Genomic DNA, 17,871 nt, shown 5'->3' on the forward strand with positions numbered 1-17,871 from the left:
ACAAATTTTCTACATCCTGGGCTTCATGATTTGCCGTGCTCGTACGTCTAGTTACTAGAGCACCCATCATTCTTTTCCTGATAAGGCTCTGATAAGGAGTTTTTGCATGTACAACCCGCAACTGCCAATGGACGGCATCACCGTGAACAACACGCCTTCCCTGAATGCCGGCGCCGGTGTCTTCGGCAAGAACGCCGAGCGCAACAGTAATGAACGAATCAAGCACCTGCTGAAAAGCTTTGGCCTGCGCACCAGTCTGATTCGCCTGAAAGTCATCGACGCCCTGCTCACAGCAGCCCAGAGCGAGCGCTCCCTGGGTGTGCGGGGGGTTCACAGTCAACTGCTGGAACTGGATATTCCGCTGTCGTTTCTAAGCGTCCGGGAAGTCTTGAAGCGCCTGTGCACCGAGGGCGTCCTGACCCTCAATGCCGACAAGAGCTACAGCCTGCACCAGCAGGCCGCAGCGGTGCTCGACGGTCTCTCCTGAGACGGTCGAGCCACGGTTCAAGGCTTGACCTTGCGGCGCATCACGCCATTGATCACCACCACGACCACCGCCACACCAATGGCGATGTACTGGAACAGTTTTTCGCTGATGACGCCGTGGTTCTGCAGGTAGGAAAGGCCAAGCATGATCCCCAGTACCACCAGGGAAATCAGGATCGAGTATTTCAAGCGTTGTGACTGGGTCATTGCGGGGTCCTGAAGCTGAAAATGTATCCGCTGTGTATCAAGAACGATGCCAAGCACATACCCGGATTCGGGGATGCGCCGGGGAAATCGGGGTCACATGGTACAGGCGCGAAGGAGATTTTTCTCCTTCATCGTCCTGTCGAGTTCCCCGTGCCCTTTGAGGATTGAGAAATGTTCCGTCGAATCACACTGCTGATTCCCCTGCTGGCAATCCTGACCCTGTCAGGCTGCATCATCATGCCCCGCGATGGCGGGCATCACCGTTACTACGACGGCGGCCCGGGCTACTACCACCGCTGAGTCATCCGGCCAGTTCATCGGCCCCGCTGAATCTGCCACTCCCCCAGCCAACGCCCGCCCCGCCGCGGGCGTTCTGCTCTTTGCGGCAAGCCTTCAGGGTCGCGAGGTGCCATTGCCAGGGCGGGCGAACAACTCCAGCAGCCAGTCGACGAACACCCGCACCCGGGTGGACAGATGACGCTGGGGCGGATACATGGCGGTCAGCGGCAGCGACGGCACCGGAAAATCCTCCAGGACCTCTCGCAAGACTCCGGCCCGCAACTGTCGGGCAACGTTGTAATACGGCGTCTGCACCAGTCCGTAACCGGCTTCGCAGGCCGCCAGGTAGCCGTCGGCACTGTTGACCGCCACCTGCTTGGGCAACTCCATCGGGCGCAACTGGCCATCGATGTAGAACTCCAGACCATAACGTTTGCCGCTGACGCTGGAGAAATACTCCACCATCCGATGCCCTTCCAGGTCTGCCGGCGACTGGGGCGTTCCCCGCTGCTGCAAGTAGCCGGGGCTGGCGCACGTCACTTGTTGCAATTGCACCAGCGGCCGGGCCACCAGGCTGTCGTCCAGGGCCGGGCCGCCCCGCAAGGCGCAATCCACCCCCTCACGGATCAGATCCACGGGGCGGTCATTGAGGCCGATCTCCAGTTCGATCAGCGGGTAGCGGGCAGAGAACTCCGGCAACGCGGGAATCACGATCAGCCGACCGATTCCCACCGGCATATCGATGCGCAAGAGCCCCCGCGGGTTGTGCCGGGTGACCGAGAAGGCCGCTTCGGCCTCCTCCAGGTCCGCCAGCAGGCGCACGCAGCGCTGGTAATAGGCGGCGCCGTCCAGGGTGGGGCGGACCTGGCGTGTGGTGCGGTGCAAAAGCTGCACACCCAGGTGAGCTTCCAGTTGCTTGATCAGGATGGTGACCGAGGCTGCCGGCATGTGCAGATCCTCGGCGGCCCTGGCGAAACCGCCCAGCTCGACAATCCGGGTGAAGACGCGCATGGCGTTGAAACGGTCCATGAAACAGGCTCGCGATTATTTAGATAATGATAATAGTGATAGCGCTTTTAGCCGGTTTATAGGTCTTTTGTCGAGTAGCAAACTGAGCGCTCTTCCCCACTCATCGGAGTAATCGGCAATGCACACTCGACAACTTGGCCATCAGGGTCCACAGGTTTCCGCCATTGGCCTGGGCTGCATGGGCATGAGCGATTTCTATACCACCGGCAACGACCCCAAGGAGGCCATCGCCACCTTGCACCGAGCCCTGGAACTGGGGATCAACCTGCTGGACACCGCCGATATGTACGGTCCCCACAGCAACGAGGAATTGATCGGCCAGGCGATTCGCGGCAAGCGTCAGCAAGTGTTCCTGGCCAGCAAGTTCGGCATCGTCCGCGATCCGGGCGACGCGGATGCCCGCGGCGTCAACGGCCGTCCCGAATACGTGCGTGCTTCCATCGACGGCAGCCTGCGGCGCCTGGGCGTGGACACCCTGGATCTGTATTACCTGCATCGGGTCGACCCGGACGTGGCCATCGAAGAGACCGTCGGCGCCATGGCGGAACTGGTCAAGGCCGGCAAGGTGCGCTACCTGGGCTTGAGTGAAGCGTCGGCAAGCACCCTGGAGCGCGCCCACAAGGTACACCCCATCAGCGCCCTGCAAAGTGAATACTCGCTATGGAGCCGGGACCAGGAAGACAACGGCTGCCTGGCCGCCTGTCAGCGCCTGGGGATCGCCTTTGTCCCCTACAGCCCTCTGGGTCGAGGCTTTCTGACGGGCGCCCTGAAAAGCCCTGACGACTTTGCCGCCGATGACTTCCGGCGCTCCAACCCACGTTTCCAAGGCGAGAATTTCCAGCGCAACCTGCAACTGGTGGCGCAGGTGCAGCAACTGGCGGCGGACAAACAGGTCAGTGCCGGGCAACTGGCCCTGGCCTGGGTACTGGCTCAGGGCGACTACCTGATTCCGATTCCCGGAACCAAGCAACGGCGCTATCTGGAGGAAAACGTGGCAGCGCTGCAGATCCGCCTGAGTGCCGGGGAACTGACTTCGCTGGAGGCAATCTTCAGCCCGCAGACCACCGCCGGCCCCCGGTACACCGAGGAGGTGATGGCGCTGCTGGATCGCTGACGCAGGGAACGCGGCGCGGGCTCGACCAGGGAGCGCGCGCCGTTGGTGGGTCAGGCTTTGGCGGAAACGTTCTTGTCGGTCACCGTGGTGCCGTTGCCCTTGCCATAGCTCTGCAGGCTCTGCAGAACGTAGATCGCCTTCTTGTACTCGGGAACGAGGTAGTTGGCGTACTTGTTGCCCTTGATGTTGTTGCTCTGGATGTCATCGAGCTTCATCGCAAAGTACTCAAGAGCATTGAACGGCTCATCCGGGTTCTTCGGAATGCCGAAACGGTCGAACTTGTCGCCGGCGTTGATCAGGTTCAGCGCGGTGATGTCAGAAATCAGGCCATTGTTCTTGAGAAAGGTGCTCATGCCACCCAGGGACTTGGTGGTCACGTTGGTCGGGTCGAAACCCTTGATCTGCTTGTGAAGCTTCAACTGGTCCATCTTGCGGATATCCAGCACGGTGGGGTTGCTTCCCACCAGGCTCAACATCTGCCGTACCTTGGCACTTTGCGAGACCGGCTTGGAAGAACCGCTGCCACCGCCGTCCTGAACCAACAGACCCGCCTTGCTGGTCCAGCCTCCAACGTATCCGATTGCCATGCTGACACTCCTGTAGTCCGGCTTGCCAATCCCCCTGTTCAGCCTGGCTCAGAGAAGACCGGAAAAGTCTTGTCTAGCGTCTGAAACTGGGCGCAAACCGTGTTGAATCATCTGAATGGGCGCAAGTATCAACGCCAGGACGACTTCCCAACAACGCTTTATTTCCGCAATTTACAATTTTTGTACAAACTCGACACAATTAGCCCAAAGGCCCGATTTAAGCGGCGCCGGCTGTTTGCGCATCCTTCAAATCGTCATCTTTTCATGCTCACGATTGAACCGTTCAGCCGCTGTCGGCCCCTCCTGCGTGTCACCTGCGACAGCTTTTTTAAACACCACCCAACTTTTTTGGACGAACGTACTAAAGAGCACAAAAACCGCGCCGACATCCTGTGGATACCCTGACAAGGCTCACCCTCTCCAAATAATAAAAAACGCTCGGTAAGGACAGGTCCCATGCCCGCTTTGCGCACGATTCAAGCCCGCTACACGCTCTTTCTGGTCCTGTTCATTGTCCTGATGCTGGTGCTCACGGTCGTGGGAATCAGCCAACTGGTGGCGCCCAAGCTGCGCCATACCGAGGAGCAAGTGGCCCTCAATCGCATCGCCGAAGTGGCGCAGCGCATTCAGGGCGAGTTGAACAAGGTCCAGGCCCAGCAACGCAGCATCACCCAGACCATCCCCCTGCTCGACAGCGACAGCATCGACAAGGTCCTGCCAGGCCTGGTGGACCAGTACGGCGAGCAAAAGGTCTTCGGCGGCGGGATCTGGCCCCTGCCCGGCCAGCGCACCCCGGAGCGCAACAAGCACAGCACCTTCTGGCACCGTGATGCGTCCGGCAAGCTGGTGGTCAACACCTTCTGGAACAGCGACCCGGCGCCCAACTACTACGACCAGTCCTGGTACAAGGGCGGCATGCAGACCGCTCCCGGCCAGTGCGCCTGGGCCGCGGCCTACAAGGACGACGCCAGCGCCGAGCCGCGCACCAACTGCGCCATGGCCATCCGTCGCGACGGCCAGCCCTGGGGCGTGGCCACCATCGACGTCACCCTGGGTTTCTTCAACGACCTGGTGGCCCGTCAGGAGAAGGAGCTCGACGCCGAGATGCTGATCGTCGAAGCCGACGGCAAGATCATCAGCAACAGCTCGCGGATCAACGGCCCGATCGTGCTGAAGAACATCCGCGAACTGGCTGCCGGCTCGCCCTTCGCGGCCCAGGTCCAGAGCGCCCTGGAACGTCGCGACAACAACGCGCAACGCATCGAGTTCGATAACGCCGGGGTGCCCAGCACCTTCTTCATGCGCGCCATTGAAGGCACCCCCTGGTTCCTCGCCAGCGCCCTGCCCACCCACCTGATCACCGCCCAGCGCGACGACGTGCTGAGCACCCTGAGCCTGTTGCAGATCCCCATGGTGATCCTGCTGGTGCTGCTGCAGGTCTATGCGATCCGCCAACTGGTGCAGCGGATGAAGATCCTCAAGGGCAATATCGATGCACTGGCCACCGGTGACGCCGACCTGACCCGACGCATCGTGATCCGCGCCGAGGACGAACTGGGGGCCATCGGTCACTCGGTCAACCACTTCATCCAGTACCTGCAGAACATGATCGGCGAAGTCACCCAGGCCACCGAAGCCATGGCCGGCAGCCTGGCGCAGTTGCAGCAGACCTCGGCCCACAGCCAACAGATACTGATGCGGCACGCCTCGGAAACCGATCAGACAGTGACCGCCATCACCGAGATGAGCAGCACGGCCGACAGTGTCGCGGCCAACGCCGCCCAGACCGCGGACTTCACCCGGCGCGCCAACGAGCATGCCGAACACTCGCGGGTCGTCGTGGGCGAAGCCTCCGGCAGTGTCATCGCGCTGATCGACGAAGTGGCTGATGCCACCCACAAGGTCGAGGCCATGCAAGCCGACGCTCAACGCATCACCGAGATCCTCGGGGTGATCGGTGCCATTGCCGGGCAGACCAACCTGCTGGCCCTCAACGCCGCCATCGAGGCGGCCCGGGCCGGGGAGCAGGGACGGGGCTTTGCCGTGGTCGCCGATGAGGTCCGGGCCCTGGCCGCACGGACCCAGGACAGCACCTCGCAGATCAACGAAATGCTCAGCCGCCTGACCCAGGGCGTGAGCTCCTCGGTCAGCGCCATGGAAAACACCCAGGCCAGTTGCCAGTCCGCGGCGGACGCCACGGCCCGGGTCAACAGCGGTCTGGATGAAATGGCCGACTCGGTGAATCAGATCAACAGTCTGAGCACCCAGATCGCCACCGCTGCCGAACAGCAGAGCGCGGTGACCGAGGAGATCAACCGCAGCATGGTCAGCATCCGACACATGGTCGAGGAGCTGGTGGAGAGTGCCCGGGCCGGTGAAAGCAATACCCAGAGCCTGTTGCAGGCCAATGCCCGGGTCAGCCACCTGATGGGCCGCTTCAAAGTCCGCTGAACGGTCGGCCCCCGCCGCTGGCGACGCGCCACGGCGGGGCTATATTTGCAGCCTCAGGTCACAAGGAAGTGGGGGGCAACATGGGCCAGCGCCAATCACATCTGCTGCAAGAGCGCATCAGCCATGAACTGTATATCCAGGCCGGAATCGACACTGTCTATTACTACGTCACCCAACCGGAGCGCTGGCCGGAGTGGCACCCATCCAGCCTGCGGGCCGACACCGGTCTGTGTGGCTCGCTGCCGACGGGTCACCGCTTCAGCGAAGTCATGAATCTCCTCGGGGTACAGATCCCCATGAGCTATCGCGTGCTGATCGCGGTATTTCCCAAAGAGTTCAAGGTCGTCTTCAGCTCCGCGGCCCTGGACGGCACTGTCCATTACCAACTGAACAAGCAAGGCGACGGCACGCTGTTGCGGCACACACTGGACTATTGCACCGACCTGCAACTAAGCAGCCTGCGGGCGCGCATGGAGCAGCTTTCGACCCAGGCCCTGGGCAATCTCAAGCAACGTCTGGAGCACCCGGGCGACTGACAAATCTGTAATGCCCGCCTCAGTTTCCTGACAGCCAGCGCTGATTAGAGTCCCCTCCAATCCGCTGACCGACTGAAAGCCTGCCATGCCGCTCCCTACCTCAAGGCACACCCCGTCCCGACGCACCCTCGTCAAGGCCCTGGTGGTCGGCCTGCAAGGCGCGGACCGCTGACTACGCCCGCAACGATGACGCCCCGGACAACGGCGCCTGTCTGGTTTTGCGGTGACGGATGTAATTCTAGAACCCTTCATCCGCTCCCGGAGCTTGGTATCAACTTGAAACAAAAGCCCCCGGCAGCTGGCAAAAAAAACCGCAAAATGCACCACCCCGAGCGCGCACCCGCGGGGCCCGGCCCTGCCAGCGCCCCTTATTCAACAGCGACAACGAGACTTTCGATGAAAACTTCACTGCGTCTGGCGGCCCTGTCCGCCCTGCTGATCGGCTCCCTGGCTCAGGCTGGCGAACTGATCCCCATCGACGTGCACCGCGACGCCAACTGCGGCTGCTGCAAAAAGTGGATCGAGCACCTCCAGGACAACGGTTTTGCCGTCACCGACCACGTGGAAAGCAACATGAGCGCGGTCAAGCAGCGCTTGGGCGTGGCCCCGCGCCTGGGGTCCTGTCACACCGCGGTGATCGACGGCAAATTCGTCGAAGGCCATGTCCCCGCTGAACAGGTCCTGGCCCTGCGCAAGCGCAACGACCTGCTGGGCATCGCCGCCCCGGGCATGCCCATGGGTTCCCCCGGCATGGAAATGGACGGCATGGGCGCCGAGGCCTTCCAGGTCATCGGCCTGACCCGTGACGGCCAGGATGTCGTAGTAGCGGACTACCCGGCCCGTTGATCGCCAGCGCCTACCTCGGCCTGTTTCTCGCCGCCTTCGCCGCCGCCACCCTGCTGCCCCTGCAGTCGGAAGCACTGCTGGTCGGCCTGCTGCACAACAGCCAACTGGCGGTACTCGGGCTCTGGCTGGTGGCGACCCTGGGCAACGTCCTGGGCTCCCTGGTCAACTGGTGGCTGGGGCGGCGCCTTGACACCTACAAGGACCGTCGCTGGTTTCCCGTCAGCCCGCGTCACCTGGAGCGGGCCCGGGTGCACTACCAGCGCTACGGCCACTGGACGCTGCTGCTGAGCTGGATGCCCGTGATCGGCGATCCGCTGACCCTGGTGGCAGGCGTCATGGGCGAACCCCTCAAGCGTTTCCTGCTGATCGTCAGCCTGGCCAAGGGCGCCCGCTACGCCGTGCTGGTGTGGCTGACCCTGGGCTGGCTCGGCTGAACCACGCCCACGCACACGCCCCCCCGTAGGAGCTGGCTTGCCAGCGAAAGCGCCCTCACGACAAACGCCCACTTCACAGACCTCTTTGCCGGCAAGCCGGCTCCTACACCGTTAACCATGGCTTTTGTAAATGGAATCCGAGGCCAATCTGCGACATGATCGGCTGCGTCAACAGGCCCTGCCAGGCCACGTGAACCGTCCCCCAGAAAGGAGCCTGAACATGGCTGTACAGATTGCGGTCATCGATGATTGGCAAGACGTGGCCCGCGACGTGGTGGACTGGTCGGTGCTGCAAGGCATTGGCCAGGTCAGCTTCCTGCATGACTATCCAGCGGACCACGCCACGCTGATCCAGCGTCTGCAGCCCTTCCAGGTGATCTGCCTGATGCGCGAGCGCACAGTGTTCGACGCAGCCCTGCTGCAAGGCCTGCCCCGGCTCAAATTGCTGCTGACCGGCGGCATGCGCAACGCCGCCATCGACCTCAAGGCCGCCACGGCCCTGGGGGTCCAGGTCTGCGGCACCGACAGTTACAAGCACGCCGCTCCGGAACTGACCTGGGCCCTGCTCATGGCCCTGACCCGCAATCTGCTCAATGAAGCCAATGCCCTGCGTGCCGGCCATTGGCAACAGGGCCTGGGGGGCGACTTGCACGGCAAGACCCTGGGCATTCTCGGCCTGGGCAGCATCGGCCAGCGGGTGGCGCAGTTCGGCCAGGTGTTCGGCATGCGGGTCATTGCCTGGAGCGAAAACCTCACCGCCGAGCGCGCGGCCATCGCCGGGGCAACCCTGGTCAGCAAACAGGAGCTGTTCGAGCAGGCCGACATGCTCTCGGTGCACCTGGTACTCAGCGAACGCAGCCGTGGCCTGGTGGACGCCCAGGCCCTGGGCTGGATGAAGCCCGAGGCCTTGCTGGTCAACACCGCCCGGGGCCCGATCGTCGATGAGACGGCCTTGATCGCCGCCCTGGAGCATGGCCGCCTGGCGGGAGCCGCTCTGGATGTGTTCGCCCGCGAGCCGTTGCCCGCCGACCATCCGTTCCGGCGCCTGCCCAATGTCCTGGCCACACCCCATATCGGCTATGTCAGCCAGCAGAACTACCGGCAGTTCTTCACCCAGATGATCGAGAACCTGCAGGCCTGGCACGCCGGCCAGCCGATCCGTCCGCTCAACTAGGCGCAACACCGCAAGCCTCTCCCGCGGCGGCCTTGCCCATTTTCGGGCAAGGCCGCCAGGTGCCTGCACCAACCCCTCGCGCGCCCTCACCGTTTTCGCGCCGAGGCCATTTCGCCCCCGCTCTGCGGCGGTGCACGACCGACCTTTCGTCGGGATAAATCCGTTGTCCAACTCCCGCCCCGGGGGAAAACCCCGCCCCGCCCGGCACCGCTCTAGGTTCTGTCCTAGACTGCTTTTCGCATCGTGACCGAGCGGTCACTTTGGCATTGAAAAAGTCGAAACTTTTCGCTTCGGCCCAAGGTCAGGTTAAAGGTAGGGCCGCTGCCACTGGTGCATTCCTTGCAACGGCTCCTCCATCCTTTCTGCTGCAGCGCTCGAGCAGCTCAGGCTGATCGATGTGTGGCGCGATTGCGCCCGGCCACAGGAATGGCCCGACAGTAGCGCTTGAGTCACCAGAACAGATCAATAAAACGGGAGAGACCTATGATCAGCGCCGCATTGGACACTCAGGGAGAGCATCCTCAACAGCAGGCCGGTGAACGTGCCCCCCAGGCGATTTCCATCCCTGGAGGCAAGACCGTACTGCCGCTGGCTCGTCAGAACCCCAACCGCAAGCGGGTGCTGTTCGTCACCTCGGAAATCGCCGACCTGGTGAAGACCGGCGGTCTCGGCGACGTCTCCGCTGCCCTGCCCCGGGCCATGGCCCACCTGCACGATGTGCGGGTGCTGATCCCCGGCTATCCCCAGGTGCTGCACAGCGAGAACCCCATCCATATCATCGGCGAGCTGGGGGGCCACGCGGCGTTGCCGGCCTGCAAGATTGGGCGCATGGACATGCCCGACGGCCTGGTGATCTATGTACTGATCTGCCCGGAGCTGTACGAGCGCGAAGGCTCGCCCTACGGCGCCAACAATGGCCGCGACTGGCCCGACAACCACATTCGCTTTGCCCGCCTGGGGCTGGCCGCTGCCGACATCGCCGCCAACCTGGCACAAATCCACTGGTGCCCCGATCTGGTGCACGCCCACGACTGGCCCGCCGGTCTGGCCCCGGCCTACATGCACTGGCGCGGGCAGCGCACGCCGACGCTGTTCACCATCCATAACCTGGCGTACCAGGGCGTGGTCAGCCTGGCCTCGTGCCCGGAACTGGGCATTCCCGAACACGCCCTGCAACAAGAAGGCATGGAGTTCTACGGCAAGCTGTCGTTCCTCAAGGCCGGCATGGCCTACGCCAGCCACATCACCACCGTGAGCGCCACCTACGCCCAGGAAATCACCACCCCAACCTTCGGTTGCGGACTCGACGGTTTTCTCGCCAGCAAGACCCAGCAAGGTTTGCTCAGTGGCATCCCCAATGGCATCGACGAAAGCTGGGACTCGGCCACCGATGCGCACCTGTTCTGCCCCTTCAGCATGGGCGACTGGGACGGCAAGGCGGCCAACGCCGCCCATGTGCGGCAAATGTTCGGGCTTGACGCCAGCAACGGCCCGCTGTTCGCCGTGGTCTCGCGGCTGGTCTACCAGAAGGGCCTGGACCTCACCGAGGGCGTGGCCGAATTCATCGTCGCCAGCGGCGGCCAGATCGCCATCATCGGGCGCGGCGAACCGGAAGAGGAACAATCCATGCGGGCCCTGGCCCGGCGCTTTCCCGGGCGCATCGGGGTCAATATCGGCTTCAATGAAACCGATGCCCGGCGCATGTTCGCCGGCAGCGACTTCCTGCTCATGCCGTCGCGCTACGAGCCCTGCGGGCTGAGCCAGATGTACGCCCAGCGCTTTGGTTCGCTGCCAGTGGCGCGCAACACCGGCGGCCTGGCGGACACCATCGAGAATGGTGTCACCGGTTTCCTCTTCGACGAATCCACGGTCGCCAGCTACCAGGAAGCCCTGACCCGGGCGTTCAAGGTCTTCGCCTATCCGGCGCTGCTCAACGCCATGCGCTGCCGGGCCATGGCGGCCCCGTTCAACTGGTGCAAGGCGGTGGAACCCTACGCCGAACTCTACGAACAACTGGTGGCCAAGGCCCTGGGGCAGGCTGCCAGACAGTAAGGGGGCCTGGATCGATGCCATCAAGCACCCGGCACAGCTGGACCCATGGCGCAGTGATGCTGGACAGCGAACACACCCGGTTCGCCCTGTGGGCCCCGGATGTCCGTGAGGTCTGCGTGGAACTGGCGGACGGCCGGTCACTGCCGATGCTGGCCGAAGCTGACGGCTGGTTCGTGATTCAGGCACGTTGCACGGCGGGCAGCCGCTACCGCTTCACCCTCGATCGGCAGATCCAGGTGCCGGACCCGGCCTCCCGGGCCCAGGACGGCGATGTACATGGCCCCAGCCTGGTGGTCGACCACAACGTCTACCCCTGGCAGCAGCCACAGTGGCGTGGCCGGCCCTGGCACGAGGCGGTGATCTACGAACTGCATGTCGGCGTCATGGGCGGCTACAAGGCGGTGCAGCAGGCCCTGCCGGCGCTGGTGGACCTGGGGGTGACCGCCATCGAGCTGATGCCCCTGGCGGAGTTTCCCGGCGAGCGCAACTGGGGCTACGACGGCGTCCTGCCCTATGCCCCGGAAGCCTCCTATGGTTCTCCCGACGACCTCAAGGCCCTGATCGACGCCGCCCACGGCCTGGGCCTGGCGGTGATCCTCGACGTGGTCTACAACCACTTCGGCCCCGACGGCAACTACCTGCAACGCTACGCCAAGGGTTTCTTCCGGGAGGATCTGCACACTCCCTGGGGCGCGGCCATCGACTTTCGCCGGCGACAGGTGCGCGACTTTTTCATCGACAACGCCCTGATGTGGCTGCTGGACTACCGTTTCGACGGCCTGCGCCTGGACGCCGTGCACGCCATCGACGACCCGGACTTCCTCCATGAACTGGCCCAGCGAGTACGCCAGGCGGTGCCGGCTTCGCGCCATGTGTGGCTCAACCTGGAAAACGAGTTCAACCAGGCCAGCCTGCTGCAACGGGGTTTCGACGCCCAGTGGAACGACGACGGGCACAACGCCCTGCACGTGCTGCTCACCGGAGAAACCGACGCCTATTACGCCGACTTCGCCGACGAACCCACCGCGCAACTGGCCCGCTGCCTGAGCCAGGGCTTCGCTTTCCAGGGCCATGCCAACCGCCACGGCGAACCCCGGGGCGAACCCAGCGGCCACCTGCCCCCCAGCGCCTTTGTGCTGTTCCTGCAGAACCACGACCAGATCGGCAACCGGGCCTTCGGCGAGCGCCTCAACCAACTGGCGCCGACCCAGGCCCTGCAGGCGGCCACGGTGTTGCTGCTGTTGTCACCGATGATTCCGTTGCTGTTCATGGGGGATGAAGTGGCGGCCCAGGAGCCGTTCCTGTTCTTCACCAGCCATCAGGGGGAACTGGCCGAGGCCGTGCGCCAAGGCCGGCGCAACGAGTTCGCCGCCTTCAGCGCCTTTGCCGACGCCGCGCAGCGCCAGCGCATCCCTGATCCCAACGCCCTCTCGACCTTCCAGGCGTCACGCCCCCTGCCCCAGTCGAAACAGGCCGAGACGACCCGTGAGCTGTACCGCAGCCTGCTGCGTATCCGCCACCGCGAGTTGATCCCGCGCCTGCCCGGTGCCCAGGCCATGGACACCCAAGTGCTGGCCGAAGGTGCCCTGAGCGCACGCTGGCGCCTGGGAGACGGCAGCCTGCTGCGCATCGACCTCAACCTCAGCCCGCACCGGGTCGAGCTGGAGCCCGAAGCAACAGCGCAACTCTGGTTCGAACACCCACCGCACACCCTTGAGCACTGGCAGCAGGGCTGGCTACCGGCCTTCAGCGTACTGGTGCAACTGGACAGCGGGCCTTGCCCCACCGCCCCCCATGGAGAACGCCTATGAGCGATGCGCAACTGGAAATACTCGCCAGCCGCGCCGGCCTGGCAGTGGACTGGACCGACGCCAACGGCCGGCCGCAAAAAGTTGAGGCTCGGGTGTTGCGGGCCGTGCTGGCAGGCCTTGGCCACCCCGCCGACAGCGACCAGGAAATCGCCGACAGCCTGCAGCAGTTGCACCAGCTGCAGCAAAGCCGACACCTGCCACCGCTGCTGACCGCCGACGTCGGCCAGGGCCTGGACCTGGCTCGGTACTTCGCCCCCGGGACCCGCTGTGCCATCGAACTGGAAAATGGCGAACCTTTGTCGTTGCTGCTCGATGAACAGAGCGTACTGCCAGGACAGGTCCCGGTGGGTTACCACTCGGTGCGCATCGAGGAGGAACACTTCATCCTCGCGGTGGCCCCCGAACGCTGCTACAGCGTGGCCGACGCCGTGGCCCAGCCCACCCCGCGTGCCTGGGGCCTGAGTGTCCAGCTGTATGCCTTGCGCCGCCCCGGTGACGGCGGATTCGGCGACACCCAGGCGCTGGAAGAGCTGGCCCGGCAAGCCGCCGAGCGCGGCGCCGATGCCCTGGCCATCAGTCCGCTGCATGCCATGTTCAGCAGCGACCCTCAACGCTACAGCCCCTATTCGCCCTCCAGCCGGCTGTTTCTCAACAGCCTGTATGCCGCTCCCGGGGCCATTCTCGGCGACCGCGCCTGGCGCAGCGCCATCGAATCCTGTGGCCTTGGCGAGACTTTGCAGGCACTGGAACAGCAACCGCTGATCGATTGGCCCCAGGCGGCCCAGGCCAAACAGCAAGCGCTGCGCGCCTTGTACGAAGGCTTCTGCCATGGCCAGCACCCCTTGCACGAGGACTTCGCCAGCTATCGGCGCAGTGCCGGCGAAGCCCTGGAAAACCACTGCCGCTTCGAAGCCATCCAGGCCGAGCGCGCCGCCCGCGGCGAAGACCCGGACTGGCGCCACTGGCCGCAACACTGGCGCAACCCGGCGAGCCCGGCCCTGGCCCGGTTCGCCGAGGAGCAGGCTCATGAAATCGGCTTCCATGCCTTCTGCCAATGGCTGATCGCCCGCAGCCTGGAACGGGCGCAGAGCGCGGCCCGCAGCAGCGGCATGGGCATCGGCCTGATCGCCGACCTGGCGGTGGGCGCCGACGGCGGCGGCAGCCAGGCCTGGAGCCGCCAGGAGCAGTTGCTGGCAGCCCTGACCGTGGGTGCGCCACCGGACATTCTCAATCGCCAGGGCCAGGGTTGGGGCATCTCGGCCTTCTCTCCCGAAGGTTTGCAGCGCCATGGTTTTCGCGCCTTCATCGAAATGCTCCGAGCCAACTTCGCCCATGCCGGCGGCTTGCGCATCGACCATGTGATGGGCCTGCAACGGCTCTGGGTGATTCCTCTGGGGGCGCCTCCCAGCGACGGCGCCTACCTGTATTACCCAGTGGACGATCTGCTGCGCCTGCTGACCCTGGAATCCCATCGGCACCAGGCCATTGTCCTCGGCGAGGACCTGGGGACGGTGCCCGACGGCTTGCGGGAAAAACTCGCCGCCCGGGCCATGCTCGGCATGCGCGTGCTTTTGTTCGAACAGGATCACGGCTGCCACTTCAAGCCGATCCTGGACTGGCCGGACAACGCCCTGGCCACCACCAGCACCCACGATCTGCCGACCCTCAACGGCTGGTGGCAGGGCCGCGACATCGACTGGAACCTGCACCTGGGCATGGTGGATGAACAAGGGGCGCGGCAATGGCGCGAACACCGCCAGCGCGAACGTGACGGCCTGCGCCAGGCCCTGGCAAGGGACCCACAGAACTTTCACCAAGAGGCCCACGAAGCCGATCAAGTGCTGGACGCCAGCGTGCGCTTTCTCGGCCATACCCGCGCGCCCCTGGTGCTGCTGCCCCTGGAAGATGCCCTGGGCATCGACGAGCAGGCCAACCTGCCCGGCACCCTCGACAGCCATCCCAACTGGCGCCGGCGCCTGGCCAGTGCCAGCCGGCGCCTGCTGGACGACAGCGATGCCGCCCGGCGCCTGGAACTGCTGGCCTGCGCCCGGCAACAAGCCCTTGAGCGTGACCGATGACCTTGCCGTCCCTGCCCTTGCTGCGGGCCAGCCTGCGCCTGCAGTTTCATCAAGGCTTCACCCTCGATGACGCCGTGCCCCTGGTGCCCTACTTCGCTCGCCTGGGCATCAGCCATCTCTATGCCTCCCCCCTGCTCTGGGCCCGAGCCGACTCCCAGCACGGCTATGACGTGGTTGACCCGACCCGGGTCAACCCGGAGTTGGGGGGCGAAGCGGCCCTGCGGCGTCTGGTGGCGGCCCTGCGTCAACATGAAATGGGTCTGATCCTCGACATCGTGTCCAACCATATGGCCGTGGGCGGCAGCGACAACCCCTGGTGGCTGGACCTGCTGCAATGGGGGCGCCTGAGCCCCTATGGCGAATTCTTCGATATCCAGTGGCACTCGGCGGACCCGCTGATGGAAGGCCAACTGCTCCTGCCGTTCCTTGGCAGCGACTATGGCGTGGCGCTGCAGGAAGGCAGCTTGAAGCTGCAACTGGACGACGAGCTGGGTGGCTTTCATGTGCAGCACCATGAACACCACTTTCCCATCTGCCCCTGGGACTACGCACAACTGCTGCGCCTCCCCGAGCCGCTGGACGCCGAGTCCAGCGCCGCCCTGAAGTCCCTGGCCGACGGTTTTGCTGCGCTGCGCTTCAACAGCGACGCCCATACCCAGGCCCGGCCCCTGCAACAGGCCCTGGCACACCAACTGCAGCAGCCGTCAGTACGCCAGGCCATCGACGCCCACTTGCAACGCTACGACTCGCGCCAGGCCAACGGTTTCACCCGTCTGCATCAGTTGCTGGAACAACAGAGCTACCGCCTGGCCAGCTGGCGCACCGCGGCCGATGACATCAATTGGCGACGCTTCTTCGACGTCAATGAACTGGGGGGGCTGCGGGTCGAACGCCCGGCCGTGTTCGAAGCCACCCACGCCAAGATCTTCCAGCTGATCGAAGAAAATCTGGTGGATGGCCTGCGCATCGACCACATCGACGGCCTGGCCGATCCCCGGGGTTACTGCCGCAAGCTGCGGCGCCGGGTCGACCGCCTGCGCCCGGGGCAGCACCTGCCGATCTACGTCGAGAAGATCCTCGGCCCTGGCGAGACCCTGCATCGCGATTGGGGCGTGGACGGCAGCACCGGCTACGAATTCATGAACCAGCTGTCGCTGTTGCAACAGGCGCCCGACGGCCAGCCGCTGCTGGCGGAACTCTGGAGCCGGCACAGTCAGCGTTCGCCGCAATTCGGCGAGGAAGCCCTGCTGGCACGCCGGCAGATCCTCAACGGTTCCCTGGCCGGCGACTTTGAAAACGTGGCCCAGGCGCTGCTGCAAGTGGCACGGCTGGACCTGATGAGCCGCGACCTGACCCTGGGGGCCATCCGCCGGGCGCTGCAGGAGCTGATCGTGCACTTTGCGGTGTATCGCACCTACATCAGCGCCCAGGGCCGCGGCCCCCAGGACCAGCTGTTTTTCCAGCAGGCCATGGACGGTGCCCGAGGCAGCCTGAGCGAGGCCGACTGGCCGGTGCTGGACTGCCTGGAACGCTGGCTCGGTGGCCAGGGCTGGCGCCGGCAGCCACCGGGCCGGGCGCGCAAGTTGTTGCGCCACGCCTGCGTGCGCTTCCAGCAACTGACTTCGCCAGCCGCGGCCAAGGCCGTGGAAGACACCGCCTTCTACCGCTCGGCGGTGCTCCTGGCGCGCAATGACGTGGGCTTCAACAGCGAACAGTTCAGCGCGCCGATCTCGGCCTTCCACAGCGCTTGCCAGCAGCGCCTGGAGAGCTTCCCCGACAACCTGCTGACCAGCGCCACCCATGACCACAAGCGCGGCGAAGACAGCCGCGCGCGCCTGGCCCTGCTCAGTGAGCGGGCTCCCTGGTATGCCCGTCAGGTGGCCAGCTGGCGACTGTTGGCCGCACCCTTGCGCCAGCACCCCGACGCCCCCTCGGCGGGCGATGAACTGATCCTCTACCAAACCCTCCTGGGCAGCTGGCCTCTGGATTTGCAGGCTGAGGATCAGCCGGGCCTGGAGCGCTATGCCCAGCGCATCTGGCAATGGCAACTCAAGGCCCTGCGTGAAGCCAAGCTGCACAGCAGTTGGGCAGCGCCCAACCCTGACTACGAAGAGGGAGTGCAGGCTTTTGTCAGCGCCGTGCTGGGCTCGCCGCAAGGCCTGGCCCTGCGCCAGTCGCTCGCGGCGGCCGCCAACAGCATCGCTCCTGGCGGCGCCCTCAACAGCCTGGCGCAAACTTTGCTGCGCATGACCGTACCGGGGGTGCCGGACCTGTATCAGGGCAACGACTTCTGGGATTTCAGCCTGGTGGACCCGGACAACCGCCGACTGCCGGACTACCCGGCCCGGCAACGGGCTCTGGACAGCCCGCGCGATCCTCGGCAGTGGCTGGTCCAGTGGCGTGACGGACGCATCAAGCAGGGCCTGATTGCCCGCACCCTGGGCCTGCGCGGTCAATACCCGGAGCTGTTCCAGCGCGGCAGCTACCAGCCATTGCCGGTGCTGGGTCAGGAAGCCGGTCGGGTGCTGGCGTTCATGCGTGAATACCAGGAGCAACGGGCCGTGGTGATAGTGCCGATCCGGGTGGCCGGCCTGCTGGATGACAGTGCAATCCCCCAGGTGGATGCGCAGCGATGGGGCGATACCCGGGTGCAACTACCGTTCACCGCTTCGGGCCGCAACCTGAATGGACTTTTTTCAACCGGAGCAGTCACACCCCACAAGGAATTGCTGATCAGCGCCGTATTGCAAGACTTTCCGCTCAACCTTTTGATTCAACATTGAGTTC

15 protein-coding genes and 2 pseudogenes are annotated in these 17,871 nt (G+C 64.5%); 14 read left to right on the forward strand and 3 right to left on the reverse strand.

The window, feature by feature from the left end; all coding sequences use genetic code 11:
* Nucleotides 1–106 precede the first annotated feature (106 nt).
* Complete coding sequence (locus P7C00_RS17225) at nt 107–487, forward strand: fe2+ zn2+ uptake regulation protein (protein ID WP_346634324.1); 381 nt, start codon at nt 107–109, stop codon at nt 485–487.
* A gap of 17 nt (nt 488–504) precedes the next feature.
* Here P7C00_RS17225 and P7C00_RS17230 read toward each other — a convergent pair whose 3' ends face one another.
* Nucleotides 505–693 carry a hypothetical protein gene (locus P7C00_RS17230; RefSeq protein WP_042941707.1) on the reverse strand — a complete coding sequence of 63 codons (189 nt, stop codon included), beginning with the start codon at nt 691–693 and terminating at the stop codon, nt 505–507.
* A 171-nt stretch (nt 694–864) separates the two neighbouring features.
* Here P7C00_RS17230 and P7C00_RS17235 point away from each other — a divergent pair, with 171 nt between their 5' ends.
* Nucleotides 865–993, forward strand: coding sequence for a hypothetical protein (locus tag P7C00_RS17235; protein ID WP_256596732.1), 129 nt, complete (start codon nt 865–867; stop codon nt 991–993).
* Nucleotides 994–1,086: 93 nt separating this feature from the next.
* Here P7C00_RS17235 and P7C00_RS17240 read toward each other — a convergent pair whose 3' ends face one another.
* Nucleotides 1,087–2,001, reverse strand: a complete 915-nt coding sequence (locus P7C00_RS17240; RefSeq protein ID WP_346634323.1) for a LysR family transcriptional regulator — start codon at nt 1,999–2,001, stop codon at nt 1,087–1,089.
* Nucleotides 2,002–2,119: 118 nt separating this feature from the next.
* Here P7C00_RS17240 and P7C00_RS17245 point away from each other — a divergent pair, with 118 nt between their 5' ends.
* Nucleotides 2,120–3,115 (forward strand): aldo/keto reductase, encoded by a 996-nt coding sequence (locus tag P7C00_RS17245; protein WP_346634322.1) that lies wholly within the window; start codon nt 2,120–2,122, stop codon nt 3,113–3,115.
* 50 nt (nt 3,116–3,165) lie between these two features.
* Here the strand turns inward: P7C00_RS17245 and P7C00_RS17250 are convergent, their stop codons facing one another.
* Nucleotides 3,166–3,702, reverse strand: a complete 537-nt coding sequence (locus tag P7C00_RS17250; RefSeq protein ID WP_346634321.1) for a hypothetical protein — start codon at nt 3,700–3,702, stop codon at nt 3,166–3,168.
* Nucleotides 3,703–3,801: 99 nt separating this feature from the next.
* Here P7C00_RS17250 and P7C00_RS17255 point away from each other — a divergent pair, with 99 nt between their 5' ends.
* The 11 genes and pseudogenes from P7C00_RS17255 to P7C00_RS17305 all read left to right on the forward strand — a co-directional run bounded on the left by P7C00_RS17255 (nt 3,802) and on the right by P7C00_RS17305 (nt 17,867).
* Nucleotides 3,802–4,107 (forward strand): hypothetical protein, encoded by a 306-nt coding sequence (locus P7C00_RS17255; protein WP_404936932.1) that lies wholly within the window; start codon nt 3,802–3,804, stop codon nt 4,105–4,107.
* A 114-nt stretch (nt 4,108–4,221) separates the two neighbouring features.
* Nucleotides 4,222–5,292: pseudogene (locus P7C00_RS17260) on the forward strand (cache domain-containing protein); the annotation flags it as partial.
* A 339-nt stretch (nt 5,293–5,631) separates the two neighbouring features.
* Nucleotides 5,632–6,153 (forward strand): annotated as a pseudogene (locus P7C00_RS17265) (methyl-accepting chemotaxis protein); the annotation flags it as partial.
* Nucleotides 6,154–6,233: 80 nt separating this feature from the next.
* Nucleotides 6,234–6,689, forward strand: a complete 456-nt coding sequence (locus tag P7C00_RS17270; RefSeq protein WP_346634318.1) for an SRPBCC family protein — start codon at nt 6,234–6,236, stop codon at nt 6,687–6,689.
* Between the two features lie 396 nt (nt 6,690–7,085).
* Nucleotides 7,086–7,535 carry a DUF411 domain-containing protein gene (locus P7C00_RS17275; protein ID WP_346634317.1) on the forward strand — a complete coding sequence of 150 codons (450 nt, stop codon included), beginning with the start codon at nt 7,086–7,088 and terminating at the stop codon, nt 7,533–7,535.
* Nucleotides 7,532–7,969, forward strand: a complete 438-nt coding sequence (locus P7C00_RS17280) for a YqaA family protein (protein WP_346634316.1) — start codon at nt 7,532–7,534, stop codon at nt 7,967–7,969. The genes P7C00_RS17275 and P7C00_RS17280 overlap by 4 nt, the downstream gene beginning before the upstream one ends.
* A gap of 220 nt (nt 7,970–8,189) precedes the next feature.
* Nucleotides 8,190–9,143: a D-2-hydroxyacid dehydrogenase family protein gene (locus tag P7C00_RS17285; protein WP_404936933.1), complete on the forward strand. Its 954-nt coding sequence runs from the start codon at nt 8,190–8,192 to the stop codon at nt 9,141–9,143.
* 483 nt (nt 9,144–9,626) lie between these two features.
* Nucleotides 9,627–11,195 (forward strand): glycogen synthase GlgA, encoded by a 1,569-nt coding sequence (gene glgA, locus P7C00_RS17290; protein WP_404936934.1) that lies wholly within the window; start codon nt 9,627–9,629, stop codon nt 11,193–11,195.
* 14 nt (nt 11,196–11,209) lie between these two features.
* Nucleotides 11,210–13,006, forward strand: a complete 1,797-nt coding sequence (treZ, locus tag P7C00_RS17295) for a malto-oligosyltrehalose trehalohydrolase (protein ID WP_404936935.1) — start codon at nt 11,210–11,212, stop codon at nt 13,004–13,006.
* Nucleotides 13,003–15,084 carry a 4-alpha-glucanotransferase gene (gene malQ, locus P7C00_RS17300; RefSeq protein WP_404936936.1) on the forward strand — a complete coding sequence of 694 codons (2,082 nt, stop codon included), beginning with the start codon at nt 13,003–13,005 and terminating at the stop codon, nt 15,082–15,084. The genes treZ and malQ overlap by 4 nt, the downstream gene beginning before the upstream one ends.
* Entirely contained in the window at nt 15,081–17,867 is a 2,787-nt protein-coding gene (locus P7C00_RS17305; RefSeq protein ID WP_404936937.1) for a malto-oligosyltrehalose synthase, read from the forward strand. Before malQ ends, P7C00_RS17305 begins: the two co-directional genes overlap by 4 nt.
* The last annotated feature ends 4 nt before the right edge of the window (nt 17,868–17,871 follow it).

Origin of the sequence: Pseudomonas sp. JDS08PS003 (genome assembly GCF_045013505.1) — a bacterium.
GTDB classification, from domain to species: domain Bacteria; phylum Pseudomonadota; class Gammaproteobacteria; order Pseudomonadales; family Pseudomonadaceae; genus Aquipseudomonas; species Aquipseudomonas protegens_B.

Coding starts and splice junctions, on each gene's coding strand:
- P7C00_RS17270 (WP_346634318.1), top strand. CDS start 6,234: ATGGGCCAGCGCCAATCACATCTGCTGCAAGAGCGCATCAGCCATGAA.
- P7C00_RS17305 (WP_404936937.1), top strand. CDS start 15,081: ATGACCTTGCCGTCCCTGCCCTTGCTGCGGGCCAGCCTGCGCCTGCAG.
- P7C00_RS17225 (WP_346634324.1), top strand. CDS start 107: ATGTACAACCCGCAACTGCCAATGGACGGCATCACCGTGAACAACACG.
- glgA (WP_404936934.1), top strand. CDS start 9,627: ATGATCAGCGCCGCATTGGACACTCAGGGAGAGCATCCTCAACAGCAG.
- malQ (WP_404936936.1), top strand. CDS start 13,003: ATGAGCGATGCGCAACTGGAAATACTCGCCAGCCGCGCCGGCCTGGCA.
- P7C00_RS17235 (WP_256596732.1), top strand. CDS start 865: ATGTTCCGTCGAATCACACTGCTGATTCCCCTGCTGGCAATCCTGACC.
- P7C00_RS17245 (WP_346634322.1), top strand. CDS start 2,120: ATGCACACTCGACAACTTGGCCATCAGGGTCCACAGGTTTCCGCCATT.
- P7C00_RS17275 (WP_346634317.1), top strand. CDS start 7,086: ATGAAAACTTCACTGCGTCTGGCGGCCCTGTCCGCCCTGCTGATCGGC.
- P7C00_RS17250 (WP_346634321.1), bottom strand. CDS start 3,702: ATGGCAATCGGATACGTTGGAGGCTGGACCAGCAAGGCGGGTCTGTTG.
- P7C00_RS17285 (WP_404936933.1), top strand. CDS start 8,190: ATGGCTGTACAGATTGCGGTCATCGATGATTGGCAAGACGTGGCCCGC.
- P7C00_RS17240 (WP_346634323.1), bottom strand. CDS start 2,001: ATGGACCGTTTCAACGCCATGCGCGTCTTCACCCGGATTGTCGAGCTG.
- P7C00_RS17230 (WP_042941707.1), bottom strand. CDS start 693: ATGACCCAGTCACAACGCTTGAAATACTCGATCCTGATTTCCCTGGTG.
- treZ (WP_404936935.1), top strand. CDS start 11,210: ATGCCATCAAGCACCCGGCACAGCTGGACCCATGGCGCAGTGATGCTG.